This window comes from Streptococcus cristatus AS 1.3089, from assembly GCF_000385925.1.
Classification (GTDB): domain Bacteria; phylum Bacillota; class Bacilli; order Lactobacillales; family Streptococcaceae; genus Streptococcus; species Streptococcus cristatus_B.
The window spans coordinates 1,495,567-1,519,648 of the sequence record NC_021175.1 but is presented as its reverse complement, the minus strand read 5'-3'; the positions used below and the strand labels follow the sequence as shown (position 1 = coordinate 1,519,648).

The following is a 24,082-nucleotide window of genomic DNA, read 5'->3' as shown; positions in this document are numbered from 1 at the left end:
ATGGATATCAAGTTAAAAGATTTTGAGGGGCCGCTGGACTTGTTGCTCCACCTCGTATCCAAGTATCAGGTAGATATTTACGATGTGCCCATTACCGAGGTCATCGAGCAATATCTGGACTATGTGTCTACTCTGCAGGCCATGCGGCTGGAAGTGACGGGAGAATACATGGTCATGGCTAGCCAGCTCATGTTGATTAAGAGTCGCAAGCTCTTGCCCAAGGTGGTAGATCAAGTAGATTTGGAAGACGATCTGGAGCAGGATTTGCTGAGTCAGATTGAGGAATATCGGAAGTTTAAGCTGCTAGGCCAGAAAATGTCCCTCCAGCATGAGGACCGAGCTCTTTACTACTCCAAACCCAAGCTGGAATTGGTCTATGAAGACGCTGAGCTCCTGCATGACAAGACAGCTGTTGATCTCTTTTTGGCTTTTTCCAAGGTGATGACCAAGAAGCAGGAGGAGTTTTCCAAGAGTCATACGACCATTGTGCGAGATGAGTACAAGATCGAGGACATGATGGAAGTAGTGCGCCAGCGCTGTCGGGCTCATAAACGCCTTGCCCTGCAAGATATTTTTGCAGAAACCAAAGACATGAATGAAGTGATTACACTCTTCTTAGCAACCTTGGAGTTAGTCAAGGTGCAGGAGGTGCAGGTCATTCAGGAGGAAAACTTTGGAAATATTTATTTAGTAGGAAGAAAGAATGAGTAAATTAGCAGAGATTGAAGCCCTGCTTTTTGTAGCGGGGGAAGACGGTCTGAAAGTTCATCAGCTATCAGAAATCCTCTCCTTGCCGCCGACTGGCGTCATCCAGAGTTTGGAAAAATTGGCGGAGAACTATCAGGCAAATCCCGACTCCAGCTTGACCTTGCTGGAAACTTCAAAGACCTATAAGTTGGTCACCAAGCCTGAATTTGCTGAGATTTTACGAGAGTATTCACGGGCACCGATTAACCAGAGCTTATCCCGAGCGGCACTGGAAACCTTGTCGATCATTGCTTACAAGCAACCCATTACAAGGGTGGAGATCGATGATATTCGTGGGGTCAATTCCAGCGGAGCGATTTCGAAATTGCTGGCCTTTGAGCTGATTCGGGAAGATGGCAAGAAGGAAGTCATTGGCCGTCCCAATCTCTATGTGACGACGGATTATTTTTTGGACTATATGGGCATCAATCATTTGGATGAATTGCCGATTGTGGACGAAGCGGAGCTTATTGCTGAGGAAAGTCAGCTTTTCGGAGAATGACAAGTTCATCCTATAAGGGACGTTTTCTGAACGGTTCCAAGCTTTGAGGAAGGCACTGCTTTCCCTAGTTGCCATTTTTCCAGCTGTTAAAGTTGTGAAAATGGTCTTTGTATCTTGTGAAAGGACAATATCGATGAGAATCAATAAATACATTGCCCATGCGGGAATTGCCAGCCGGAGAAAGGCTGAGGAGCTGATCAAGCAGGGGCTAGTGACCGTGAATGGTCAGGTGGTGCGTGAGCTAGCGACGACCATCAAGTCGGGCGACCGAGTAGAAGTAGAAGGCCAGCCTATCTACAATGAAGAAAAGGTCTACTACCTGCTCAATAAACCGCGAGGGGTGATTTCCAGCGTGACCGATGACAAGGGGCGTAAAACAGTCGTTGATTTGCTGCCGCAGGTTAAGGAACGGATTTATCCCGTTGGCCGACTAGACTGGGATACTTCTGGTGCCTTGATTTTGACCAATGACGGTGACTTCACAGATGAAATGATTCACCCACGAAATGAAATTGACAAGGTCTATGTGGCGCGTATCAAGGGTGTGGCCAATAAGGAAGTTCTGCGTCCGCTGACCCGCGGTCTGGTCATTGAGGGCAAGAAGACCAAGCCAGCAGTCTATGAGATTCTCAAGGTCGATCCCGTGAAGAATCGCTCGGTTGTTCAGTTGACCATCCATGAAGGGCGTAATCATCAGGTCAAGAAGATGTTTGAAGCGGTGGGGCTTCCAGTGGACAAGCTTTCACGGACTCAGTTTGGACATCTGGATTTGACTGGCCTCAAGCCAGGTGAAGCACGTCGATTGAGTAAAAAGGAAGTCAGCCAGTTGCATAATTTGGCTGTGACCAAGACTAAGAAAAAATGATGAAGAAAATATTGATAGCGCCGGTTCGTTTTTACCAGCGCTTTATTTCCCCTACCTTTCCGCCTTCCTGCCGTTTTCGGCCGACTTGTTCCAATTACATGATTGAAGCCATTGAAAAACACGGGGCCAAGGGGGTGCTGATGGGCTTGGCCAGAATTGGCCGCTGCCATCCCTGGTCCGAGGAAGGGGACGATCCAGTCCCGGATCATTTTAGTCTTCGGCGGAATGACTCTAAAATAGACTTCGAACGGAAATAGCCTTGTTTCCGTTTTTTGCTAGAGAATAAAGTCCAGCCTTAGCAATTACTATCAGCTTTTCAATATTTTTGTTATAATGTTTTTTATGAGAGTTGTTTCAGGGAAGTACGGGGGCAGACCCCTCAAGACATTAGATGGTAAGACAACGCGACCTACGACAGATAAGGTCAAGGGTGCGATTTTTAATATGATTGGGCCATATTTTGATGGCGGTCGGGTGCTGGATCTCTATGCAGGTAGCGGTAGTCTGGGGATTGAGGCGGTATCTCGTGGCATGGATTCCGCTGTTTTGGTTGAAAAAGATCGGCGAGCACAAGCTATCGTGGCGGAAAATATTGCCATGACCAAGGAAGCGGCGCGCTTTGAACTACTCAAGATGGAGTCGAGTCGAGCCTTGGAGCATTTGACCGGCCAGTTTGATCTGGTTCTGCTGGATCCGCCCTATGCCAAGGAGCAGATTATCGCGGATATTGAGAAAATGGCGGAGCGCAAGCTCTTGAGCGAGGATATTATGGTTGTTTGCGAGACGGACAAGTCGGTTGATTTGCCAGAAGAAATCGCAGACTTGGGTATCTGGAAGCAAAAAATATATGGAATTTCAAAGGTGACGGTCTATGTCAGATAAAATTGGACTCTTTACAGGGTCATTTGATCCCATTACCAATGGACATGTGGATTTGATTGAGCGTGCCAGTCGGCTGTTTGATCGCTTGTATGTGGGCATTTTCTACAATCCTCACAAAGAAGGATTTTTTAGCATCCATGCGAAAAAAAGAATGGTTCTAGCGGCTTTGGCGCATTTGGAAAATGTGGAAGTCATCACTTCCCATGATGAATTGGCGGTCGATGTGGCAAAAAGACTGGGTGTGACTGCCCTTGTCCGCGGCCTACGCAATGGTCAGGACTTGGACTATGAAGCTAGCCTGCATTTTTTCAATAAGGACTTAGAGCCTGACTTGGAGACCGTTTTTTTGCTGAGTCAGCCGGCCTACCGATACATCAGTTCTTCAGCGATGCGGGAATTGATTGCTTTCCAGCAGAATCTTTCTGCCTATGTACCAGCGAGTGTGATTGAGGAGTTAGAGAAAAAAGATGAATAATGACATGACAAATCCGAAAACGATGACGAAGGAAGATAAACGTGGTTTAAAAGTAGTTGGTTGTGCTGGACTGGCCTCTATTATTGTGGTTGTGCTCTTCCTTTTCTCTTTCATTGTTCCCCTACCTTACTACATTGAGGTGCCTGGAGGCGCAGAAGACATTCGGAAGGTTCTGACTGTGGACGGAAAAGAGGATCAAGCGGCAGGTTCCTACAATTTTGTGACTGTTGGGATCCAGCATGCGACCTTTGCCCATCTGGTCTACGCTTGGTTGACGCCTTTTACGGATATTTATTCGGCTCAGGATATGACGGGTGGCTCGAGTGATGCTGAGTATATGCGCATTAACCAATTTTATATGGAAACGTCGCAGAATATGGCCAAATACCAAGGTCTCAAGACCGCAGGAAAAGATATCAAGATGAACTATCTGGGTGTCTATGTTCTGAAAGTAGCTCAGGATTCGACCTTTAAAGGAATTTTGAATATTGCGGATACGGTGACGGGAGTCAATGACAAAACCTTTGAAAGCTCAGAAGATTTGGTCAAATATGTGAATTCTCAGGCCTTGGGCGATAGTGTCAAGGTGACCTACGAGGAAGATGGAGAAACCAAGACAGCGACTGGGAAAATCATCAAGCTGGAAAATGGAAAAAACGGAATTGGCATTAGTTTGATTGACCGCACGGAAGTCAACAGCAGTGTTCCGATTGAATTTTCAACTGAAGGTATCGGTGGTCCTAGTGCTGGCCTCATGTTTAGCCTAGCCATCTATACTCAATTGGCCAATCCTGACCTGCGAGACGGCCGCGTGATTGCGGGAACGGGTAGCATTGACAGAGAAGGTAAAGTTGGAGATATTGGTGGGATTGACAAAAAAGTCGTCTCTGCGGCCAAAATCGGAGCGACAATCTTCTTTGCCCCAGACAATCCTGTCAGCGAGGAAGAAAAAAAGGCTAATCCTAAAGCCAAAACTAACTATGAAGCAGCGCTTGAAGCAGCCAAGGAAATCAAAACGGATATGAAAATCGTGCCGGTTAAGACGCTTCAGGACGCGATTGATTATTTAGAAAAACCAAAAAATCTTAGTTTCGGCTAAGATTTTTGTCTTTTAGAGACGAACGAAGAATGTTTTTTATTAAATCGTCTGACTTTTTACAGAAAGATCTTTTTCTTCTGAAAAAATATAAATTCCCCTTGTTTTGTGATAAAATAATATGAAGTAAGATAGATGAGTGACAAAGGATAGGTATGCGTAAAGAGATTTCACCTGAGTTGTATAATTACAATAAATTCCCTGGCCCAGAATTTAAGCAAATGGGCAGCAAGATAGTTGCAGAAAAATTCGAGTTTGAATTGGTGGAGAATTATAAAGAGGCCTTTGACTTGACAGCCTTTCACCAACGCTTTTCAGAAATTCTGAACAAGTTCGACTATATTGTCGGCGATTGGGGCAATGAACAGTTGCGATTGCGCGGTTTTTATCGGGATGAGAAAGCCAAGGAAAATGCAGAGAAAATCAGCCGTTTGCAAGACTATCTGCTAGAGTATTGTAATTATGGTTGCGCCTATTTTGTTTTGGAAAATGCTCAGCCAAGACGGGCCGCCTTTGACAAAAAATCCCATCATAAGAGAAAATCGGACGGCAAAAAACATCCAGAAGTTTCTAAAGAACGTGGCTCTAAAAAAAACAAGGATGAGCAGAAAAAAAATCGTCCAAAGGCAAACAAGAACAAACAACAGAAACAAGGCAAACAGGCAAAGCAAGCGGCATCTAGCCAATCGCAGCGCCATTTTGTCATTCGTCAGAAATAAAGGAGAAACATGAAACCATCGATTTATAGTTTAACGCGAGAAGAAATGATTGAATGGGCGGAAGCTCAGGGAGAAAAGAAATTCCGTGCCACCCAGATTTGGGAGTGGCTCTATCGCAAGCGTGTCCAGTCATTTGAGGAAATGACCAATCTGTCCAAGGACTTGATTGCCAAGCTCAATGATCAGTTTGTTGTCAATCCGCTTAAACAGCGTATTGTTCAGGAGTCGGCTGACGGTACGGTCAAGTACCTCTTTGAGCTGCCGGATGGTATGCTGATTGAGACGGTACTCATGCGCCAGCACTATGGACTTTCTGTCTGTGTAACTACCCAAGTTGGCTGCAATATCGGCTGTACTTTCTGTGCTTCTGGTTTGATTAAAAAGCAACGTGACCTCAATAATGGTGAGATTGTAGCTCAGATTATGCTGGTTCAGAAGTATTTTGATGAGCGTGGTCAGGATGAGCGGGTCAGCCACATCGTAGTTATGGGAATCGGCGAGCCTTTTGATAACTATAAGAATGTCTTGAAGTTTGTACGGACGGTCAATGATGATAAGGGTCTGGCCATCGGTGCCCGCCATATCACCGTTTCGACTTCAGGGCTGGCTCATAAGATCCGTGACTTCGCCAATGAAGGCGTGCAGGTCAATCTAGCCGTTTCACTACACGCGCCCAACAATGAACTGCGTTCTAGTATCATGAAAATCAACCGTGCCTTTCCGATTGAGAAGCTCTTTGCGGCTATTGAATATTATATCGAGACTACTAACCGTCGGGTGACCTTTGAGTACATCATGCTCAATGAAGTCAATGATGGCGTAGAGCAGGCCAAGGAACTGGCAGAATTGCTGAAAAATATCAAGAAATTGTCCTATGTCAATCTTATTCCTTACAACCCCGTTAGCGAGCACGATCAATATACCCGTAGTCCTAAGGAGCGCGTGATGGCCTTCTATGACACCCTCAAGAAAAACGGAGTCAACTGTGTGGTGCGTCAGGAGCACGGTACAGATATTGATGCAGCTTGCGGCCAGTTGCGTTCCAATACCATGAAGCGAGATCGCGAGAAAGCACTTGTTGAAAATGTTCAGCCTTAAAAATTATCTGACTTCAGACGGTGAGCTGACTGCTAAGGGACGGAAATTGCTGATGGGGGGAAGCTGGCTCTATTTCTTGATGCTCTGCCTCATGTGCTTCCTACCGCAAACGCCAGAGCCAGGAATGGAGACGCCGGGAATCCAGTACTTTGGCCGAGTAGTAGTACTCTTGGTTCCTTTTAACTCCTTTGTCAATATTGGTGAGATTACTTCTTGGATCCAGCTGGTCAAGGTTTTTGTCCAAAATTTGGCCAATATCTTTTTGCTATCGCCATTGATTTTTCAATTGCTTTTGCTCTTTCCAAAGCTGCGGAGTACCAAGAGAGTTGTCTGGCTGAGTTTTGGGATGAGCTTGTCCATCGAAATGACTCAGATTCTGCTGGACCTTCTTATCAACGCCAATCGAGTTTTTGAGATTGATGATCTCTGGACCAATACTTTGGGTGGTTATCTAGCTTGGCGGGCATTTCAGCTTGGTCAGAAAATCTGGAAAAATCGCCAAGATGACGCTTTCAAGAGGGATTAGCCAAGGAAAAGTTCGGATTTTATGGAATTTTTATAAAAATAATTCTTTTTCTGTTTTTTCTCTTGACAAAAGACTTTAGAAGCTTTATAATTTTAAACAATCATCAGAAAAGTAATAATTTTTCTACTTTCAGGGAGCCTGTGGTTGGTGGAAACAGGTAGTGGGAGATTATGAAGTGGGCTGATGCAAAAAAATGAATTTGAAACAATAAAAATTCGGTGAGCACACCTTACAGTGCGACTTGTTGTTAGACAAGACAGAGATATGGAGGCAGTCTATACTTTTTCCATAATTGAGGTGGCACCGCGATTTTACGCCCTCACACAGAGTTTTTCTGTGTGTGGGCTTTTGTTTTGCTTGAAAATAAAGAAATGAGGCAATCAAGATGACGGAAACTAAAGGATATTTTGGACAATTCGGCGGCTCCTTTGTACCGGAGCCTATCCAGGCCTTGCTGGATGAATTAGAAGCGACTTTTGAGAAGTACAAGGATGACCCAGAATTTTTAAAGGAATACCGGCATTATTTGGCGGATTATTCAGGTCGGGAGACCCCGCTTTACTTTGCCGAAAGCCTGACCCAGCATCTGGGTGGAGCGAAGATTTATCTGAAGCGGGAAGATCTCAATCACTTGGGCTCCCATAAGCTTAATAATGTTTTGGGACAGATTCTTCTAGCTAAGCGCATGGGCAAGACCCGAGTAATTGCTGAAACTGGAGCTGGCCAGCATGGTGTAGCAACTGCGGCAGCCGCAGCTAAGTTTGGTATGAAGTGCGATGTCTACATGGGTGCAGAAGATGTAGAACGCCAGCGGCTCAATGTTTTCCGAATGGAAATGATGGGGGCGACTGTTCACGCTGTGGAAACAGGCACCAAAACCCTCAAGGATGCAGTTGATGCAGCCTTTGGAGCTTGGATGAGCGATTTGGAAGCCTTCTATGTTTTGGGTTCGGCTGTCGGACCTCACCCCTATCCGACGATTGTCCATGAGTTCCAAAAGGTGATTAGTGAAGAATCTCGCCGTCAGATTTTGGACAAGGAAGGCCGCTTGCCGGACTATGTTATTGCCTGCGTAGGTGGCGGCTCCAATGCCATCGGTGCTTTCTCCCAGTATGTGGCGGATGAAGAAGTCAAGTTGGTTGGTGTTGAAGCAGCCGGGCGTGGACTTGACACAGACCAGCATGCGGCGACCATGACCAAGGGAAGCGTCGGGGTAGTGGATGGTATGAAGACCTACGCTGTCTTTGCTGAAGATGGTCAGGTAGCGCCGGTTTACTCCATTTCGGCAGGCTTGGACTATCCTGGAGTTGGTCCCGAACATGCTTTCTTTAAAGATTCTGGCCGAGTAGAATACGTGGCAGCGACAGATGATGAAGCTGTGGATGCCTTGCTTCTCTTGACACAAAAGGAGGGAATTTTGCCGGCAATCGAAAGCTCTCATGCCATTGCTGAAGCCATCAAGCGAGCTCCGCAATTGTCATCTGACCAAATCATCATTATCAATGTATCTGGTCGTGGAGACAAGGATGTGGCAGCCATTGCCGACTATCTAGAAAAACGAAAATAATATACCCAGCAGAAGAGTAGTAACATCCCTCCTTTCAGAGAGTCTGTGGTTGCTGTAAACAGGCAGGAGAAGTTATGAATTGGGCTGCTGGAGACAAATTTTTGTCCTTTAGTTGAACTTTTATTACTTTGTTAGCTTACTTTGCTGTAAACCAGTATGCTGCCTTCTACTAAAAGGGATCTAAATGACTGTAAATAGGTAAATGAGATGTGGAGCCTGAAAACTCCATAACTGAGGTGGCACCGCGATGACACGCCCTCACAGGATGAACTGTGCGGGCGTTTTTCTGTAGTTCTGGAGCAAGTTATGACAGTGGACAGGTGCTATCTATTCTTGCGAATGCAGTCATAACTAGCGGATTGCTCCTCCTTAAACGCTTCTGATTTAATAGAAAGAAACATTATGCAAAAGATTTTACCAGCTGATATTTTATCGCCAATTCTGGCTTATATGCGGATTAAGGGCGAGCACAAGGTGATTTTGGAGAGTATTCCGAGAGATAGCGAGACAGCCTGCTTTTCTATCCTAGCCTATAATCCAGTCTTTGAAGTTCGCTATGAAAATGGCCAGTTAACAAAGAACGGACAAGTGATAGAGGCGGATCCCTTGGACTATCTTCATGACTTAACAGTAAGAAAAGATCATCATTCAGATCTGCCTTTTGGTGGTGGGGCTATTGGTTTTGTCGGCTATGATATGATTTCCCTCTATGAGGAGATTGGCCAGATACCAACTGATGTGATTGGAACGCCGGATATGCACTTTTTCGTCTATGAGAGTTACATGGTTTTTGACCATAAAAAAGACAAGGTCTATATCCTTGAGGAGGCGCTTTACAGTGATAGAAGCGAAACTGATTTGGCTACTAGTCTGGAGCGAATCATGACTGAGTTGGCGCAGCCTGCGGCAGATGAATTTTCGCCATTGGAGCTGTCCAGTTTGAACTTTCAGAGTCATATCGAGCAGGCAGCTTTTGAAAAAATGGTGGAAGAAGCACGTAGCTTGATTCGGCAGGGAGATATGTTCCAATGTGTCCTCAGTCAGCGTTTTTCAGCAGAGTATTCTGGTAGGCCACTGGATTACTATCGCAATCTGCGTGTGACCAACCCTTCCAACTACCTTTACTTTTATGACTTCGGGGATTATCAGATTATCGGAGCCAGCCCGGAAAGTCTGGTCTCTGTCAAGCAGGGTCAGGTTACGACCAATCCTATTGCTGGTACCAGACCGCGTGGGAAGGATGAGAGAGAGGATAAAGCTTTGGCGAAGGAGTTGCTGGCTGACGAGAAGGAAGTGGCGGAGCATCGCATGTTAGTTGATTTGGGGCGTAATGATATCGGTAAAATTGCCCAGAATAACAGCGTGGAAGTCACTAAGTATATGGAAGTGGAGTATTTCCGCTATGTCATGCATCTGACCAGTGTGGTTCGTGGTCAGCTTTTGCCTCAGCTGACGGCCATGGATGCGCTCAAGTCAACCCTGCCGGCCGGTACCGTCTCGGGCGCGCCTAAGATTCGAGCCATGAAGCGAATTTATGAGTTGGAGCAGGAAAAGCGTGGCATTTATGCGGGAGCTATCGGCTATCTGTCTGCGACAGGGGATATGGATGTTGCCATTGCTATCCGCACTATGATTTTGAAAAATGGCAGAGCTTACGTTCAAGCTGGAGCGGGTATTGTCTATGACTCGATCCCTGCCAATGAATACCAAGAAACCATCAACAAGGCCAAATCAATGACCAAGATAGGAGATATGCAATGATTTTATTGATTGATAATTATGATTCTTTTACTTACAATCTAGCCCAGTATATCGGCAATTTTGCAGAAGTTAAGGTTCTTAGAAATGATGATGCAGGTCTTTATCAAGCGGCAGAAGAAGCTGATGCTTTGGTTCTGTCTCCGGGTCCAGGCTGGCCAGCAGATGCAGGACGGATGGAAGAGCTGATCCGCGATTTTGCTGGTAAAAAGCCGATTTTGGGGATTTGCTTGGGGCATCAAGCCATTGCAGAAGTATTTGGTGGAAAGCTAGGATTGGCTCCGAAGGTTATGCACGGCAAGCAAAGTATTCTGCGTTTTGAGGGAAAATCTCCTATCTATCAAGGGATAGAAGATGGACGGCCAGTCATGCGTTATCATTCGATTTTGATTGAGGAGATGCCAGAGGACTTTGAAGTGACAGCTCGGGCGGTTGATGACAACTCAATCATGGCTATCCAGCACAAGAGCCTGCCCATTTATGGTTTTCAGTATCATCCAGAAAGTATTGGCACGCCGGACGGCTTGTCGTCCATCAAAAATTTCATCGACTTAGTAAAATAGGGGAAGAATTATGAAAGAAATTATTGCAAAACTAGCCGATTTTAAGGATTTAAGCAGCTCGGAAGTGTCAGATGTGCTAGAGCGCATCGTTACTAGAAGAGTAACGGAAACACAAATTGCGGCCTTTTTGCTGGCTCTCAAGATGAAAGGGGAAACAGTAGAGGAACGGACAGCCTTAGCTCAGGCCATGCGAGGCCATACTCCGCAGATCCCTACTACAATCCGCACAGCCATGGACAATTGTGGCACTGGCGGTGATAGATCATTTAGTTTCAATGTTTCGACTACAGCTGCTTTTGTATTAGCAGGTGGTGGGATCAAGATGGCTAAGCACGGTAATCGCTCTATTACTTCTAAATCAGGCTCAGCTGATGTCTTAGAAGCCTTGGGAATTAATCTGAACTTGGATACAACCAGCTTGGGTAAGGTCTTTGATCAGATGGGGATAGTCTTTCTTTTTGCTAAAAACCTTCATCCAGCTATGAAATATATCATGCCAGCTCGTCTCAGTCTAGGTGTTCCCACTATCATGAACCTGACTGGACCGCTCATTCATCCAATGGTTCTAGAAACTCAGCTTTTGGGAACCAGCCGACCAGATATGCTAGAGAGCACGGCAGAGGTTTTGAAAAACATGGGGCGCAAGCGCGCAGTGGTCGTGTCGGGTCCAGATGGTCTAGATGAAGCCGGTCTTCATGGCCGTACCCAGTACGCTTTGCTGGCAGATGGGGAGATCAGCCTGCACAGCTTTCTACCGTCAGACATTGGCATGGAAGAAATTCCTCTTGAAGCAATTCGTGGAGGCAATGCCAAAGAAAATGCAGATATTCTGCTATCTGTCCTGCAAAATCAAGCCAGTCCTTATCTGGAAATGACAGCTCTGAACGCAGGTCTAGGCTTCTTTGCCAATGGGAAAACAGACAGCATAGAAGAAGGAATAGCTTTGGCCCGCCAAGTGATTGCCAGCGGCGCAGCCTATGAAAAACTCAAGCAACTACAGGAGTATCAGAAATGAGTAAAGAATTTCTCCCGACGATTCTAAGGCAAAAAGAGCAGGAAGTGGCAGCTATGTCCTATGAAGAACTGCAACCTCTGCGCTCGACCTATTCCCTCTATGACTATCTCAAAAGTCATCCTCGAGAGCTGCAGCTGATTGCTGAGGTTAAAAAAGCCAGTCCCAGTCTGGGAGATATTAATCTCGGTGTGGATATTGTGGAGCAGGCTCGCACCTATGAAGGCTGCGGTGCAGCCATGATTTCGGTTCTGACAGATGAAATTTTCTTCAAAGGACATCTGGATTACCTGAGAGAGATTTCCAGTCAAGTGACCATTCCAACCCTCAATAAGGACTTTATCATTGATGAAAAGCAGATTGTTCGCGCCCGCAATGCCGGAGCAACGGTTATTCTTCTGATTGTGGCTGCCTTGCCTGAAAAGCGTCTGCAAGAACTCTATGAGTTTGCGACAGGTTTAGGTTTGGAAGTTCTGGTCGAAACCCATAATCTGGCGGAGCTGGCAATTGCCCATAGAATAGGAGCACAGATAATCGGTGTCAATAACCGCAATCTAGTTACTTTTGAGACAGATATCAATACCAGTCTCCAGCTGTCTGCCCATTTCAAAGATGGCAGGGTTTACGTATCAGAATCCGCTATTTTCAGCAAGGAAGATGCTGAGCTAGTAGCTCCTTATTTCCATGCGGTTTTAGTCGGAACAGCCCTGATGCAGGCTGAGGATGTGGCAGAAAAAATCAAGGAGCTGAAAATTGACAAAGGTTAAGATTTGCGGCTTGTCAACGGCCAGCGCTGTGGAAACGGCATGCCAGGCTGGTGCAGATTACATTGGCTTTGTCTTTGCTGAGAGCCGTCGGAGGGTCAGTTTGGAGCAAGCTCAGAAGCTAGCTGCCTTGGTGCCGCCTGCTGTTCGAAAGGTAGGAGTTTTCGTCTCTCCGAGCTTGGTAGAGCTGCAGGAAGCTATTTCAGTGGCAAATCTGGATTTGGTGCAGATTCATGGCGATTTTGATGAAGAGCTTCTGACTCAGATTGGCCGTCCGGTTATTAGAGCTTATCAGTTCAAGGGTGATTTAGAAGATATCAGTCAAGAGGCAGCTTACTTGCTCTTTGATGCACCTCTTGCTGGCAGTGGGCAGACCTTTGACTGGCAAGCTTTTGACAAGAATCAAATCCACCAGCCCTTCTTTATCGCCGGTGGTCTGCATGCAGGAAATGTCCGAGAAGCTATTCAGCACTTCGCCCCTTACGCAGTTGATGTCTCAAGCGGGGTCGAGACTGACGGCCAGAAGGACTTAGAAAAGATAAAAGAATTTATAGAAAGAGTGAAAGATGGCATATAATCAACCCAATCAAGAAGGATTTTACGGTGAGTTTGGTGGACGATTTGTTCCCGAAACGCTGATGACAGCAGTTTTGGAGCTAGACAAAGCCTACCGTGAGAGTAAAAAAGACCCAGCCTTTCAGGCTGAGCTGGACGAATTGCTGAAGCAGTATGTAGGGCGGGAGAATCCTCTCTATTTTGCAAAAAATCTGACAGCCTATGCTGGCGGTGCTAAGATTTATCTGAAGCGGGAAGACCTCAACCATACCGGTGCCCATAAAATCAATAATGCCCTAGGCCAGGTCCTATTGGCCAAGCGAATGGGCAAGAAGAAAATCATTGCGGAGACTGGTGCAGGTCAGCACGGAGTAGCTACGGCCACAGCTGCAGCCCTTTTCAATATGGACTGTACTATCTATATGGGAGAAGAAGATGTCAAGCGCCAAGCCCTCAATGTCTTTCGGATGGAACTTTTAGGAGCCAAGGTAGAGTCTGTGACCGATGGCTCTCGAGTCCTCAAGGATGCAGTTAATGCTGCCTTGAGAGCTTGGGTGGCTCAGGTTGATGATACTCACTATATTATGGGCTCAGCATTAGGTCCCCATCCTTTCCCAGAGATTGTCCGCGACTATCAGAGTGTGATTGGGCGTGAGGCCAAGCGCCAGTTTGCTGAGCAAAATGCAGGTGCCTTACCCGATGCTTTAGTCGCCTGCGTTGGCGGTGGTTCCAATGCTATTGGGCTCTTTTATCCCTTTGTAGATGATAGCTCAGTTACTATGTATGGAACAGAGGCAGCTGGGCGAGGCGTGGATACAGATGAACATGCTGCGACCTTAACCAAGGGGCGGCCGGGTGTTTTACACGGTGCCTTGATGGATGTCTTGCAGGATGAGCAAGGCCAGATTCTGGAAGCTTTCTCTATCTCTGCCGGACTGGACTATCCGGGCATCGGTCCTGAACATTCTCATTTTAATGCTATCAAACGTGCCACTTATGTTCCAGTCACGGATGAAGAAGCCTTGGAAGCCTTTCAGCTCCTGTCTCGTATCGAAGGGATTATCCCTGCTCTAGAGTCTAGCCACGCTATTGCTTACGCAGTTAAGCTGACTAAGGAGTTGGGACCAGATAAATCAATGATTGTCTGCCTATCCGGCCGTGGTGACAAGGATGTCGTTCAGGTAAAGGAACGCTTGGAAAGTGAATCGGCTCAAAAAGGAGGTGCTCATGACTAAAACACTCACTCAGCATTTAGAAACCATCAAAAAAGCAGGTAAGGGAATTTTCCTCCCTTATATCATGGCTGGTGATCACGAGAAAGGTTTAGTAGGTTTGCCGGAAACTATCGCTTTTTTGGAAAACTTGGGCGTGTCAGCTATTGAAATCGGTCTGCCATTTTCAGACCCTGTTGCAGATGGGCCGGTTATTGAAGAAGCCGGTCTGAGAAGTCTGGGCCACCATACTTCGGCCAAGTCTTTAGTCGCAAGCTTGCAGAATTTGGATACTCAGCTGCCTCTCATTATCATGACCTACTTCAATCCTATTTTCCAGTACGGTCTCAAAGATTTTGTAAAGGATTTGGCTAGGACACCGGTTAAAGGTTTGATTATTCCGGATCTGCCCTACGAACATAGAAATTTCATCTTGCCTTTACTGGAAGATTCAGATATTGCTCTTATTCCTTTAGTGAGTTTGACGACTGGCCTAGAACGTCAGCAGGAGCTAATTAAGGAGGCAGAAGGTTTTATCTACGCTGTAGCCATCAACGGTGTAACGGGTAAGAGCGGCAGCTACCGCAATGATTTGGACCAGCATTTGAGCAAACTCCGTGATATTGCAGAGATTCCAGTACTGACAGGCTTTGGCGTTTCGACTTTAGAGGATGTTGACCGCTTCAATCAAGTCTCAGATGGAGTCATTGTCGGATCTAAGATTGTCAAAGCTCTTCATGAAAAGGACGCCAGCATAGCAGCCTTTATCCAAGAAGCAGCAGCTTATAAGAAATAACCACCACAACACCAACAAAAGACAGGGTACAAAAGCTAGCCTGTCTTTTTTCTTTTTAAAGCAGAAACAGGCGAGGCCAGAGAAGCTAGCTATTTGGATAAGAATGAGAATTTCTGTTAGGCTGAAAATAGCAGAGCAGGAAGCGAGAAATAGAAAGTCGCCAGCTCCAATACGAAGATCAAAAAAGAAGGCTAGAAGTCCCAGAGTTAGAAAGAAGAGCATGAGTGGATTGATACCCGCTGTCGCCATCAGCAAGAACTGAAAAATCAGCCAGATTAGGAGAGGATATTCTTGCTCCCGCTGATCGTAGATGGCCAAGGTCAAGCCCATAGTTAGCAGTAAGAGATGGGCTAGCGGAAGATAGCCTAAACTCCAGCTTAGAAAAAGCAAGCCCAGCACTAACTCAAAAGCAGCATACCAGATAGGAAGGCGGATCTTGCAGAAACGGCAACAGAAGCCATTAAGCAACTGAGACAGGATAGGGACCAAATCCCGTGCTTTGAGCATCTGCTTGCAGTTGTCACAGTGACTGCTTGGAGAGATGATGGACTGTGCAGGGAAGCGGTCAATGACCAAGCCTAGAAATGAGGCTAAAATCGTTCCGACCAGAAAAAAGTATAGATGTATCATACTTATTTATTCGTGATTTTGAGCAGAAAAATTTTGAAATTTTACAACTTTTCTAATAAAGTAAAATTTTTAGTTTTAATACTTGACTTTCTTAATTAGAAGCATTATAATTAAAACATAATCAATAAAGATTAGAATGATTACAAATAAAAAGAGAGGTATCATTATGACTCAAGTAAAACATGGCGCTGCAGCAGACGTAGCAACTTTCACTAACCAAAATTCTTTACCAAAAACAAAAGCAGTTCTTAACCAAGTGGTTTCAGATCTTTATACAGCTCGTATCGCTCTTCACCAAGTTCACTGGTATATGCGTGGTGCAGGCTTCATGGTATGGCATCCAAAAATGGACGAATACATGGATACAATTGATGAAACATTGGATGAAGTCAGCGAACGCTTGATTACTCTAGGTGGTAAGCCTTATTCAACTCTGACAGAGTTTATCCAACACAGCAAAATTGAAGAAAAAGCTGGCGAATTCAGCAAGAATGTTGAAGAAAGCTTGGAGCGCGTGATTGAAATCTTCCGTTATCTGACAGATCTTTACCAAGAAGCGATGGATGTGACGGATGAAGAAGGTGACGATGTAACCAATGATATCTTCGTTGGTGCTAAAGCAGACCTTGAAAAGACTATCTGGATGTTGACAGCTGAGCTTGGTCAAGCACCAGGTTTGTAAAATGATATTTAAAGAGAGGCTGGGACAAAAGTCCTAGCCTCTCAATTGTCTTTGGATTGTCGAGCAAGACGCAGTGGTTGAGTGGGCTCTACTAGGCTGATTTCATCAGCTTTTACAGTCCTACTCAACTATGCGGAGGTGGGACGACGAGATTGAATTCTAACGAATTACCGACTTCTGTACTGACCCCAAAAAGTTAGACAATTAATTTATCCAAAGGATTTAGTTCTGTATTGCACAGGGCTAAGTCCTTTTAGTTTTACCTTAATCCGTTTGTTGTTGTAGTAATCAATATAGTCTACAATAGCTTGTTCCAATTGCTCAAGTGATTTAAACGACTTCTCATAACCATAAAACATCTCAGACTTAAGAATACCAAAGAAGGACTCCATCATACCGTTATCTGGACTGTTTCCTTTACGTGACATGGACGGTTGGATTCCTTTATCCTCTAAAAAACGATGATAATACTGATGTTGATACTGCCATCCTTGATCACTATGGAGGATGGTATTTGTGTAATGTTCCTCTGTAAATGCCTGCTCCAGCATATCTTTCACTTGTATCAAATTCGGTGACGTAGAAAGATTATAGGCGATAATTTCGCTATTAAAGCCATCTAAAACTGGTGATAAATAGAGCTTTTGACTGCTTATCGGAATGGCAAACTCTGTCACATCTGTATAGCACTTTTCCATTGGTTTGGATGCTTCAAATTGGCGTTGAATAAGGTTATCTGCTTTCTTGCCAACTTCTCCTTGGTATGAAGAATACTTGCGTTTACGACGAATCCGAGCTGTTAGACCAAGGACCTTCATTAGACGTTGGACCTTTTTATGGTTCACTACAAAACCACGATTCCTTAATTCGAGTGTTATTCGGCGATAACCATAATTTCCTTTATGCTCAGTAAAAATAGCTTGAATTTCAGCCTTAATATCATGATTTTTATCGCTTTTATTCTAATTGCTTTAGCTGGTAATAATAGGTTGAACGAGCTAGCTTAATAATCTTTAGAAGAATCTCTAAGGCAAACTCTGTTACTAATCCTTGAACAATTTCTGCTTTTCTTCTTGATCCTTTTCGTCCCTCAATCGGAGTTCTCTCAACTTTTTTAGTAATGGCATTCTCCGCTCTCAAATAATTCTAATTCTTCCTGAAGTCGCTCTAGCTCTGTCATCTCTTCGGGCTTCTTTTTTGGTTTACGTTCCCATTTTAGGCGGTCTCCCTCTTGTTTTCTCAACAATAGTATACCCGTTTTTCTTATATTGTGCTATCCAATTAGGCAACATTCCAACACTTGGAAGAGCATAATCTAGAGACACCCTTATTTGTGAACGACCTTCAAGTAGAACTTTATCAAGTAGAACTTTATTCAATGATCTCTTGTTTTAGTTCAGGTGAATAGTAGCAATTCTTTCCTTTTTTGACGATTTCTATTCCATAACGATCAATCAATTTAATCATGTACTGAAGATTGGGAATTTTTATCCCAAATATATTTGAGAGCTCTTTGAAGCTTCGCCCTTGTTTTCTAAGTTCATAGATTTGAACTTTATCTTTATAAGTTAATTTCATAATAAAAACACCCCAAAAGTTAGATTTTTTTCTGTCTAACTTTTGGGGTGCAGTTCATTCTGTCCCACTCTCTTTTGTTTTTTCTTAAGGATTGTTTAAGCTTCTTCCTTTATACTAAGATTATCAAATGAAGACCTCCTAACTTTGTTTTGATAGAACTCCTAAACTTTTCTTTTTCATAATAATCTCCCGAAAAGGCAGTCTCCGTGGCTGTCTTTTCTGTTTTGCTATCTTGAAAACTTTGCTAAAATCTGATAAAATATAGCTCATGAAAACACTCTATGATGTGCAGCAATTTCTTAAAAATTTCGGGATCATTATCTATATGGGCAAGCGTCTTTATGATATTGAAATGATGAAAATTGAGTTGGAACGGATTTACGATGCCGGCCTGATGGATAAGCTTGATTATCTAGAGGCTGAGGCTGTCCTGCGCAGAGAGCATCAAGCAGAGTTGAAGTATTTAGAAGATAAAGGGAGAAACTAGAATGGGAACTTGGATTTTATGGGCAATTTTGCTGGGAATGTTGGCTTGGATGGGCTTCAATTATTTCCGTATTCGTCGTGCAGCTAAGATAGTAGATAACAGTGAGTTTGAAGCTTTGATTCGTCAGGGGCAATTGATTGACCTGCGTGATTCATCGGATTTCCATCGCAAGCATATCTTGGGGGCGCGCAATATTCCGTCTCAACAGCTCAAGTCTAGTATCAATGCACTTCGCAAAGACAAACCAGTTCTTCTCTATGAAAATAGTCGTGGACAACGTGTGACCAATGCGGCAATCTACTTGAAAAAGCAAGGTTTTAATGATATTTATATCCTATCTTACGGTCTTGATTCATGGACTGGTAAGGTTAAGACAAGCTGATTCTTTGTAGAAATATCTATACAAAACAAATAGTTGGTCTTATTCTAGGTATTATCGGTCTGGTTTTGAGTAATTCTCACCAAAAAGAGACTCAATTAGATTATAAAACAGAAAGAATTCTTAATATCGTCGGTATTGTGATTTCGATTGTCATTTGGATTGCAGGAATTCTTCTGACTATGAATGGATTTATGCAGTAAATAATAAGAGGCTGGGACAAAAGTCCTAGCCTCTTAATTGTCTTTGGATTGTCGAGCAAGACGCAGTGGTTGAGTGTGCTCTACTACGCTGATTTCATCAGCTTTTACAGCCCTACTCAACTGTGCGGAGGTGGGACCACGAAATCGAATTCTAACGAATTACCGATTTCTGTCCCACTCTCTCTTTTACCAGGTTTGTTCCAAATAGCTTTTGATAATCTCGAGTTCGGAAGGATTCAGCGGTCGATAGCTGCCCTCTGTCAGATTGGGATCCAGTTGGAATTCACCAAAATGCGTACGTTTGAGATAGGTGACCTTGACACCAACTGCAAGAAACATTTTTTTGACTTGATGGAACTTCCCTTCAGAAATGGTAACTGAAGCGGTGGAGTGCTCGGGGTTAGTCGTGTGAATTTGAAGTTGGGCAGGCTTGCAGCGGGTGCCGTCCAGAAAGATAATGCCTTGCTGAAAAGCGTTTGTAGCTGCTGAATCAAGAGGACCGTTGACTTCTACATAGTAAGTCTTTGCGATATGGTATTGCGGGTGGAGGAGCTGAAATCCCAGTGGGCCATTATCTGTAATCAAGAGCAGGCCACATGTATCGCGATCCAGGCGGCCGATGGCATAAAGCTGGTCGTTAAAATCTTCTGGCGCAAGCAAATCTAGGACAGTCAGTTTTTCTGCGTCAGAATTGGCAGTCACAGCACCAGCAGGCTTGTTCATTAGGAAATAACGATGGGCTAGGTGTTTTAAAGGTTTGCCTTCTAGGTTAATGGACTGGAGGCCACTATCGACATTTTGACTGAGGGAGCGAGCTGGCTGACCATCGATTACAATCTGCCTTAGTCGTAGTTTTTGTTTCATTTCTTTCCGGCTAATCTTAGCTAGGGATAAGAATTTATCAAGGCGCATGAGTTTTCCTTTCAAAGGTTGGGACAAATTCTATATTTTCTTCTTTTATCATACTCTTTCAGAAGTAAAATTGCAAAAAAGGTTACAGTTTACGATTTGCTTATGAAAACATTTACACTTGGTTGGCTCGTGTTTTTTGGAAAAAACTGTGTTATAATTTTTAGTTGGAAATAAATAATAAGATTTAGAGGAAAAATGACAAAATTAAGAGAAGATATCCGTAATATTGCGATTATCGCCCACGTTGACCACGGTAAAACAACCCTCGTTGACGAATTATTGAAACAATCTGAAACTCTTGACGCTCGTACTGAATTGGCAGAGCGTGCGATGGATTCAAACGATATCGAGAAAGAGCGCGGAATTACTATTCTTGCAAAAAATACAGCCGTTGCTTACAATGGAACTCGTATTAATATCATGGACACACCTGGGCACGCGGACTTCGGTGGAGAAGTTGAGCGGATCATGAAAATGGTTGACGGTGTTGTTTTGGTTGTGGATGCCTACGAAGGAACCATGCCACAAACTCGTTTCGTATTGAAAAAAGCCTTGGAACAAGACCTTGTCCCAATCGTGGTTGTCAACAAAATCGACAAGCCATCAGCTCGTCCAGCAGAAGTAGTGGACGAAGTCTTGGAACTCTTCATCGAGCTTGGTGCAGATGATGACCAGCTTGATTTCCCAGTTGTTTATGCTTCAGCGATTAACGGAACTTCTTCATTGTCAGATGATCCGGCTGATCAAGAAAAAACAATGGCACCAATCTTCGATACCATCATCGACCATATCCCAGCTCCAGTAGACAACTCAGATGAGCCTTTGCAGTTCCAAGTGTCTCTTTTGGACTATAATGACTTCGTAGGTCGTATCGGTATCGGTCGTGTCTTCCGCGGTAGTGTGAAAGTTGGGGACCAAGTTACCCTCTCTAAACTTGATGGCACAACTAAGAACTTCCGTGTTACAAAACTCTTCGGTTTCTTTGGTTTGGAGCGTCGTGAAATCCAAGAAGCAAAAGCTGGTGATTTGATTGCCGTTTCTGGTATGGAAGATATCTTTGTCGGTGAAACCATTACACCGACAGACGCAGTAGAACCACTTCCAATCCTTCACATCGATGAGCCAACGCTTCAAATGACCTTCTTGGTGAATAACTCACCATTTGCAGGCCGTGAAGGAAAATGGGTGACTTCTCGTAAGGTAGAAGAACGCTTGCAATCAGAATTGCAAACAGACGTTTCCCTTCGTGTTGACCCAACGGACTCACCAGATAAATGGACGGTTTCAGGACGTGGAGAATTGCACTTGTCAATCCTTATCGAAACCATGCGTCGTGAGGGTTATGAGCTTCAAGTATCTCGTCCAGAAGTTATCATTAAAGAAATTGATGGTGTCAAATGTGAGCCGTTTGAGCGCGTGCAAATCGACACTCCAGAAGAATACCAAGGATCTGTAATCCAAAGCCTTTCTGAACGTAAGGGTGAAATGTTGGATATGATTTCAACTGGTAATGGTCAAACTCGCTTGGTCTTCCTTGTTCCAGCGCGTGGTTTAATCGGATACTCAACTGAGTTCTTGTCAATGACTCGAGGTTATGGTATTATGAACCATACCTTCGACCAATACTTGCCATTGATTCCAGGGGAAATTGGTGGACGTCACCGTGGTGCCCTTGTTTCGATCGATGCTGGTAAGGCTACAACTTACTCAATCATGTCTATTGAAGAACGTGGAACCATCTTTGTTAACCCAGGTACTGAAGTTTACGAAGGAATGATCATCGGTGAAAACTCTCGTGAAAATGACTTGACAGTTAATATCACCAAGGCTAAACAAATGACCAACGTTCGTTCAGCTACTAAGGACCAAACAGCGGTTATTAAGACACCTCGTATCTTGACGCTTGAAGAGTCACTTGAGTTCTTGAACGACGATGAGTACATGGAAGTAACACCTGAGTCTATCCGTCTCCGTAAGCAAATCTTGAACAAACAAGAGCGCGAAAAAGCTAACAAAAATAAGAAAAAACAAGCAGCAGAATAAGTCATTTAGTTGACAGGTGGTAGAAAGGAGCAGCATGATTTACCTGATTATTGGAATTTTAATCCTGCTTTTCTATGTATTTGCCATTCCGGCTAGCATTAAAGGAACGCTGAATGTCTTGACAATTGTGCTCTTGCTGGTTGCCTTGATTATCTTGCTTGCTTTGGCAATTTTCCAGATTTTTAAATTGCCTGGGGAACTGTTTGTGAGTATCTTTTTGATTATTATAACGGTGTGGGCCTTGACAGATATTGAGCGTCTGGTGCCACCTCATAAATCAAAAGAACTGTAAGCTGATAAACTATAAAGAAGGAATTAGGATTTCCAAGGTCGTCTAGACTGTTGGTGGCCTAGTTCCTTTTCTTGCTTCAAAGTGGGATTGGCCTCTGGTGCTTTTGGCTGGCTAGAAATGACATACAGATACCGGTAGATTCTCATCTAGTGAGAACATGCCTTTTTGAATACTGCTGGCAAGAAGTGAGCAGATCAGGCTTGATAAGATACAGGCAATCAAATGTTTTAGATAGTATAAATAGATGTTAGCAAAGGTTTCAAAGAGAATAAAATTTCTTCTTATTTATTAAAAGCTATTAACAGTTAAAATAAAAGCCTGATATGACTTTTTTATTTTCGCAAAAAAAGGTAAAATAGAAGGTAGTATGAATGAAGAGGTACATGATGAAGACTATTTCAAAATTTGCCAATAAGAAAGTCTTGGTGTTGGGTTTGGCCAAATCTGGGGAGTCAGCAGCCCGTCTTTTAGATAAACTGGGAGCGATTGTGACGGTCAATGACGGCAAGCCTTTCGAGGAAAATCCAGCAGCCCAATCTTTACTAGAAGAAGGAATTAAGGTCGTGACAGGTGGTCATCCATTGGAGTTGTTGGATGAAGATTTTGAATGGATGGTGAAAAATCCAGGCATTCCTTACAACAATCCTATGGTCATGAGGGCTTTGGAAAAGCAGATTCCTGTCATCACCGAAGTGGAGCTAGCCTATCTGATTTCTGATGCACCGATTATCGGCATTACCGGCTCAAATGGAAAAACCACGACCACGACCATGATTGCGGAAGTGCTAACAGCAGGCGGACAAAATGGTCTTTTGTCTGGGAATATCGGATTTCCAGCTAGTCAAGTCGCCCAAGATGCGGGTGAAAGAGATACTCTGGTCATGGAACTTTCATCTTTCCAACTAATGGGAATCGAAGCCTTCCATCCAGAAATAGCGGTGATTACCAATCTGATGCCGACACATCTGGACTATCACGGCTCTTTCGAGGGATATGTAGCGGCCAAGTGGAATGTTCAAAAAAATATGATGGCTTCTGACTATGTCGTTTTGAATTTCAATCAAGAGTTGGCTAAAGAATTGGCTGAGGAGACGGCAGCCCAGGTGATTCCTTTTTCAACCCAAGAAAAGGTTGATGGAGCCTACTTAGACGGCGATGTGCTGACTTTCCGTGGGGAAGCCATTATGAAAGCTTCTGAACTAGGCGTGCCTGGCAGCCATAATGTAGAAAATGCTCTAGCAACCATTGCTGTCGCTAAACTGCGCGGGATTGACAATCAAGTTATTAAAGAAACCTTGGCTCATTTTGGTGGTGTCAAGCATCGGCTCCAGTATGTGGGCGACATCAATCAAGTCAAATTTTACAATGACAGTAAATCAACTAATATCTTAGCGACACAAAAAGCTTTGTCAGGCTTTGACAATAGCAAGGTCATTCTGATTGCTGGTGGTCTGGATCGTGGCAATGAATTTGATGAATTGGTGCCAGATATCAAGGGCTTGAAAAAAATGGTGATTCTGGGAGAATCTGCTGCGCGTGTCAAGCGGGCTGCGGATCAGGCAAAAGTAAGCTATCTGGACGCTTCAGATGTCAGAGATGCTACTCGCAAGGCCTTTTCTGTGGCGGAGCCCGGGGATGTTGTCCTTCTCAGTCCAGCCAATGCCAGCTGGGATATGTATAAGAATTTTGAAGTGCGGGGCGATGAATTCCTTGCAGTGTTTAAAGAATTAAAGGGATAAA

At 44.2% G+C, this 24,082-nt stretch carries 26 protein-coding genes, 2 pseudogenes and 1 other annotated feature; of the genes and pseudogenes, 25 read left to right on the top strand and 3 right to left on the bottom strand.

Annotated features, from left to right (window positions below; all coding sequences use genetic code 11):
• The 18 genes from I872_RS07495 to trpA all read left to right on the top strand — a co-directional run bounded on the left by I872_RS07495 (position 1) and on the right by trpA (position 15,136).
• Positions 1 to 711: a segregation/condensation protein A gene (locus I872_RS07495; RefSeq protein WP_015605530.1), complete on the top strand. Its 711-nt coding sequence runs from the start codon at positions 1 to 3 to the stop codon at positions 709 to 711.
• On the top strand, positions 704 to 1,249 hold the full coding sequence (gene scpB, locus I872_RS07490) for an SMC-Scp complex subunit ScpB (protein ID WP_005590827.1): 546 nt from the start codon (positions 704 to 706) through the stop codon (positions 1,247 to 1,249). The genes I872_RS07495 and scpB overlap by 8 nt, the downstream gene beginning before the upstream one ends.
• Before the next feature lie 133 nt (positions 1,250 to 1,382).
• A complete protein-coding gene (locus tag I872_RS07485) occupies positions 1,383 to 2,114 on the top strand; it encodes a pseudouridine synthase (RefSeq protein WP_015605529.1) in 732 nt (243 codons plus the stop codon).
• On the top strand, positions 2,111 to 2,371 hold the full coding sequence (yidD, locus tag I872_RS07480; RefSeq protein WP_015605528.1) for a membrane protein insertion efficiency factor YidD: 261 nt from the start codon (positions 2,111 to 2,113) through the stop codon (positions 2,369 to 2,371). The genes I872_RS07485 and yidD overlap by 4 nt, the downstream gene beginning before the upstream one ends.
• Before the next feature lie 85 nt (positions 2,372 to 2,456).
• Positions 2,457 to 2,996 carry a 16S rRNA (guanine(966)-N(2))-methyltransferase RsmD gene (gene rsmD, locus I872_RS07475; RefSeq protein ID WP_015605527.1) on the top strand — a complete coding sequence of 180 codons (540 nt, stop codon included), beginning with the start codon at positions 2,457 to 2,459 and terminating at the stop codon, positions 2,994 to 2,996.
• Entirely contained in the window at positions 2,986 to 3,471 is a 486-nt protein-coding gene (coaD, locus tag I872_RS07470) for a pantetheine-phosphate adenylyltransferase (protein ID WP_015605526.1), read from the top strand. The genes rsmD and coaD overlap by 11 nt, the downstream gene beginning before the upstream one ends.
• Positions 3,464 to 4,570: a SepM family pheromone-processing serine protease gene (locus tag I872_RS07465; RefSeq protein ID WP_015605525.1), complete on the top strand. Its 1,107-nt coding sequence runs from the start codon at positions 3,464 to 3,466 to the stop codon at positions 4,568 to 4,570. Before coaD ends, I872_RS07465 begins: the two co-directional genes overlap by 8 nt.
• Positions 4,571 to 4,722: 152 nt before the next feature.
• Positions 4,723 to 5,286, top strand: coding sequence for a YutD family protein (locus I872_RS07460; protein ID WP_015605524.1), 564 nt, complete (start codon positions 4,723 to 4,725; stop codon positions 5,284 to 5,286).
• A gap of 9 nt (positions 5,287 to 5,295) precedes the next feature.
• Positions 5,296 to 6,384, top strand: coding sequence for a dual-specificity RNA methyltransferase RlmN (gene rlmN, locus I872_RS07455; protein ID WP_015605523.1), 1,089 nt, complete (start codon positions 5,296 to 5,298; stop codon positions 6,382 to 6,384).
• Positions 6,371 to 6,910: a VanZ family protein gene (locus I872_RS07450; RefSeq protein WP_015605522.1), complete on the top strand. Its 540-nt coding sequence runs from the start codon at positions 6,371 to 6,373 to the stop codon at positions 6,908 to 6,910. The genes rlmN and I872_RS07450 overlap by 14 nt, the downstream gene beginning before the upstream one ends.
• A gap of 95 nt (positions 6,911 to 7,005) precedes the next feature.
• Positions 7,006 to 7,234, top strand: a binding site (T-box leader).
• A 61-nt stretch (positions 7,235 to 7,295) separates the two neighbouring features.
• The gene (trpB, locus tag I872_RS07445; RefSeq protein ID WP_015605521.1) at positions 7,296 to 8,477 is read left to right on the top strand and encodes a tryptophan synthase subunit beta; all 1,182 of its coding nucleotides are present in this window, start codon (positions 7,296 to 7,298) and stop codon (positions 8,475 to 8,477) included.
• A 402-nt stretch (positions 8,478 to 8,879) separates the two neighbouring features.
• On the top strand, positions 8,880 to 10,238 hold the full coding sequence (trpE, locus tag I872_RS07440; protein WP_015605520.1) for an anthranilate synthase component I: 1,359 nt from the start codon (positions 8,880 to 8,882) through the stop codon (positions 10,236 to 10,238).
• A complete protein-coding gene (locus tag I872_RS07435; protein ID WP_015605519.1) occupies positions 10,235 to 10,798 on the top strand; it encodes an aminodeoxychorismate/anthranilate synthase component II in 564 nt (187 codons plus the stop codon). The genes trpE and I872_RS07435 overlap by 4 nt, the downstream gene beginning before the upstream one ends.
• Before the next feature lie 10 nt (positions 10,799 to 10,808).
• Complete coding sequence (gene trpD, locus I872_RS07430; protein WP_015605518.1) at positions 10,809 to 11,813, top strand: anthranilate phosphoribosyltransferase; 1,005 nt, start codon at positions 10,809 to 10,811, stop codon at positions 11,811 to 11,813.
• Complete coding sequence (gene trpC / locus I872_RS07425; RefSeq protein WP_015605517.1) at positions 11,810 to 12,577, top strand: indole-3-glycerol phosphate synthase TrpC; 768 nt, start codon at positions 11,810 to 11,812, stop codon at positions 12,575 to 12,577. Before trpD ends, trpC begins: the two co-directional genes overlap by 4 nt.
• Positions 12,564 to 13,151: a phosphoribosylanthranilate isomerase gene (locus tag I872_RS07420; RefSeq protein ID WP_015605516.1), complete on the top strand. Its 588-nt coding sequence runs from the start codon at positions 12,564 to 12,566 to the stop codon at positions 13,149 to 13,151. Before trpC ends, I872_RS07420 begins: the two co-directional genes overlap by 14 nt.
• Entirely contained in the window at positions 13,141 to 14,364 is a 1,224-nt protein-coding gene (trpB, locus tag I872_RS07415) for a tryptophan synthase subunit beta (protein ID WP_015605515.1), read from the top strand. The genes I872_RS07420 and trpB (I872_RS07415) overlap by 11 nt, the downstream gene beginning before the upstream one ends.
• Positions 14,357 to 15,136 (top strand): tryptophan synthase subunit alpha, encoded by a 780-nt coding sequence (gene trpA / locus I872_RS07410; protein WP_015605514.1) that lies wholly within the window; start codon positions 14,357 to 14,359, stop codon positions 15,134 to 15,136. Before trpB (I872_RS07415) ends, trpA begins: the two co-directional genes overlap by 8 nt.
• Here the strand turns inward: trpA and I872_RS07405 are convergent.
• Positions 15,035 to 15,766, bottom strand: a complete 732-nt coding sequence (locus I872_RS07405; protein WP_015605513.1) for a prepilin peptidase — start codon at positions 15,764 to 15,766, stop codon at positions 15,035 to 15,037. The genes trpA and I872_RS07405 overlap by 102 nt on opposite strands.
• Positions 15,767 to 15,932: 166 nt before the next feature.
• Between I872_RS07405 and I872_RS07400 the strand changes: the two genes are divergently transcribed.
• Entirely contained in the window at positions 15,933 to 16,448 is a 516-nt protein-coding gene (locus tag I872_RS07400) for a Dps family protein (RefSeq protein WP_015605512.1), read from the top strand.
• Between the two features lie 209 nt (positions 16,449 to 16,657).
• On the opposite strand, the pseudogene I872_RS11040 reads toward I872_RS07400, so the two are convergent.
• Positions 16,658 to 18,026 (bottom strand): annotated as a pseudogene (locus I872_RS11040) (IS3 family transposase).
• A 268-nt stretch (positions 18,027 to 18,294) separates the two neighbouring features.
• Here I872_RS11040 and I872_RS07385 point away from each other — a divergent pair.
• The 3 genes and pseudogenes from I872_RS07385 to I872_RS12285 all read left to right on the top strand — a co-directional run.
• On the top strand, positions 18,295 to 18,513 hold the full coding sequence (locus I872_RS07385) for a YqgQ family protein (RefSeq protein WP_015605510.1): 219 nt from the start codon (positions 18,295 to 18,297) through the stop codon (positions 18,511 to 18,513).
• Position 18,514: 1 nt separating this feature from the next.
• The gene (locus I872_RS07380; RefSeq protein ID WP_015605509.1) at positions 18,515 to 18,895 is read left to right on the top strand and encodes a rhodanese-like domain-containing protein; all 381 of its coding nucleotides are present in this window, start codon (positions 18,515 to 18,517) and stop codon (positions 18,893 to 18,895) included.
• A gap of 29 nt (positions 18,896 to 18,924) precedes the next feature.
• Positions 18,925 to 19,095 (top strand): annotated as a pseudogene (locus I872_RS12285) (DUF4190 domain-containing protein); the annotation flags it as partial.
• 186 nt (positions 19,096 to 19,281) lie between these two features.
• On the opposite strand, the gene I872_RS07375 reads toward I872_RS12285, so the two are convergent.
• A complete protein-coding gene (locus tag I872_RS07375) occupies positions 19,282 to 20,007 on the bottom strand; it encodes a 16S rRNA pseudouridine(516) synthase (protein WP_015605508.1) in 726 nt (241 codons plus the stop codon).
• A gap of 195 nt (positions 20,008 to 20,202) precedes the next feature.
• Between I872_RS07375 and typA the strand changes: the two genes are divergently transcribed.
• The 3 genes from typA to murD all read left to right on the top strand — a co-directional run bounded on the left by typA (position 20,203) and on the right by murD (position 24,081).
• Positions 20,203 to 22,050: a translational GTPase TypA gene (typA, locus tag I872_RS07370; RefSeq protein ID WP_015605507.1), complete on the top strand. Its 1,848-nt coding sequence runs from the start codon at positions 20,203 to 20,205 to the stop codon at positions 22,048 to 22,050.
• Between the two features lie 34 nt (positions 22,051 to 22,084).
• A complete protein-coding gene (locus I872_RS07365) occupies positions 22,085 to 22,342 on the top strand; it encodes a DUF3165 family protein (protein WP_015605506.1) in 258 nt (85 codons plus the stop codon).
• A 386-nt stretch (positions 22,343 to 22,728) separates the two neighbouring features.
• Positions 22,729 to 24,081, top strand: a complete 1,353-nt coding sequence (gene murD / locus I872_RS07360) for a UDP-N-acetylmuramoyl-L-alanine--D-glutamate ligase (RefSeq protein WP_015605505.1) — start codon at positions 22,729 to 22,731, stop codon at positions 24,079 to 24,081.
• The last annotated feature ends 1 nt before the right edge of the window (position 24,082 follow it).

What these genes read in the sequence shown, in the direction of transcription:
- I872_RS07385 (WP_015605510.1), top strand. Translation starts at nt 18,295, where the DNA reads ATGAAAACACTCTATGATGTGCAGCAATTTCTTAAAAATTTCGGGATC.
- I872_RS07465 (WP_015605525.1), top strand. Translation starts at nt 3,464, where the DNA reads ATGAATAATGACATGACAAATCCGAAAACGATGACGAAGGAAGATAAA.
- rsmD (WP_015605527.1), top strand. Translation starts at nt 2,457, where the DNA reads ATGAGAGTTGTTTCAGGGAAGTACGGGGGCAGACCCCTCAAGACATTA.
- I872_RS07495 (WP_015605530.1), top strand. Translation starts at nt 1, where the DNA reads ATGGATATCAAGTTAAAAGATTTTGAGGGGCCGCTGGACTTGTTGCTC.
- I872_RS07450 (WP_015605522.1), top strand. Translation starts at nt 6,371, where the DNA reads ATGTTCAGCCTTAAAAATTATCTGACTTCAGACGGTGAGCTGACTGCT.
- I872_RS07375 (WP_015605508.1), bottom strand. Translation starts at nt 20,007, where the DNA reads ATGCGCCTTGATAAATTCTTATCCCTAGCTAAGATTAGCCGGAAAGAA.
- I872_RS07460 (WP_015605524.1), top strand. Translation starts at nt 4,723, where the DNA reads ATGCGTAAAGAGATTTCACCTGAGTTGTATAATTACAATAAATTCCCT.
- trpC (WP_015605517.1), top strand. Translation starts at nt 11,810, where the DNA reads ATGAGTAAAGAATTTCTCCCGACGATTCTAAGGCAAAAAGAGCAGGAA.
- I872_RS07365 (WP_015605506.1), top strand. Translation starts at nt 22,085, where the DNA reads ATGATTTACCTGATTATTGGAATTTTAATCCTGCTTTTCTATGTATTT.
- trpB (WP_015605515.1), top strand. Translation starts at nt 13,141, where the DNA reads ATGGCATATAATCAACCCAATCAAGAAGGATTTTACGGTGAGTTTGGT.
- trpA (WP_015605514.1), top strand. Translation starts at nt 14,357, where the DNA reads ATGACTAAAACACTCACTCAGCATTTAGAAACCATCAAAAAAGCAGGT.
- trpB (WP_015605521.1), top strand. Translation starts at nt 7,296, where the DNA reads ATGACGGAAACTAAAGGATATTTTGGACAATTCGGCGGCTCCTTTGTA.
- murD (WP_015605505.1), top strand. Translation starts at nt 22,729, where the DNA reads ATGAAGACTATTTCAAAATTTGCCAATAAGAAAGTCTTGGTGTTGGGT.
- I872_RS07400 (WP_015605512.1), top strand. Translation starts at nt 15,933, where the DNA reads ATGACTCAAGTAAAACATGGCGCTGCAGCAGACGTAGCAACTTTCACT.
- rlmN (WP_015605523.1), top strand. Translation starts at nt 5,296, where the DNA reads ATGAAACCATCGATTTATAGTTTAACGCGAGAAGAAATGATTGAATGG.
- I872_RS07435 (WP_015605519.1), top strand. Translation starts at nt 10,235, where the DNA reads ATGATTTTATTGATTGATAATTATGATTCTTTTACTTACAATCTAGCC.
- scpB (WP_005590827.1), top strand. Translation starts at nt 704, where the DNA reads ATGAGTAAATTAGCAGAGATTGAAGCCCTGCTTTTTGTAGCGGGGGAA.
- I872_RS07405 (WP_015605513.1), bottom strand. Translation starts at nt 15,766, where the DNA reads ATGATACATCTATACTTTTTTCTGGTCGGAACGATTTTAGCCTCATTT.
- I872_RS07485 (WP_015605529.1), top strand. Translation starts at nt 1,383, where the DNA reads ATGAGAATCAATAAATACATTGCCCATGCGGGAATTGCCAGCCGGAGA.
- I872_RS07380 (WP_015605509.1), top strand. Translation starts at nt 18,515, where the DNA reads ATGGGAACTTGGATTTTATGGGCAATTTTGCTGGGAATGTTGGCTTGG.
- trpD (WP_015605518.1), top strand. Translation starts at nt 10,809, where the DNA reads ATGAAAGAAATTATTGCAAAACTAGCCGATTTTAAGGATTTAAGCAGC.
- typA (WP_015605507.1), top strand. Translation starts at nt 20,203, where the DNA reads ATGACAAAATTAAGAGAAGATATCCGTAATATTGCGATTATCGCCCAC.
- yidD (WP_015605528.1), top strand. Translation starts at nt 2,111, where the DNA reads ATGATGAAGAAAATATTGATAGCGCCGGTTCGTTTTTACCAGCGCTTT.
- coaD (WP_015605526.1), top strand. Translation starts at nt 2,986, where the DNA reads ATGTCAGATAAAATTGGACTCTTTACAGGGTCATTTGATCCCATTACC.
- trpE (WP_015605520.1), top strand. Translation starts at nt 8,880, where the DNA reads ATGCAAAAGATTTTACCAGCTGATATTTTATCGCCAATTCTGGCTTAT.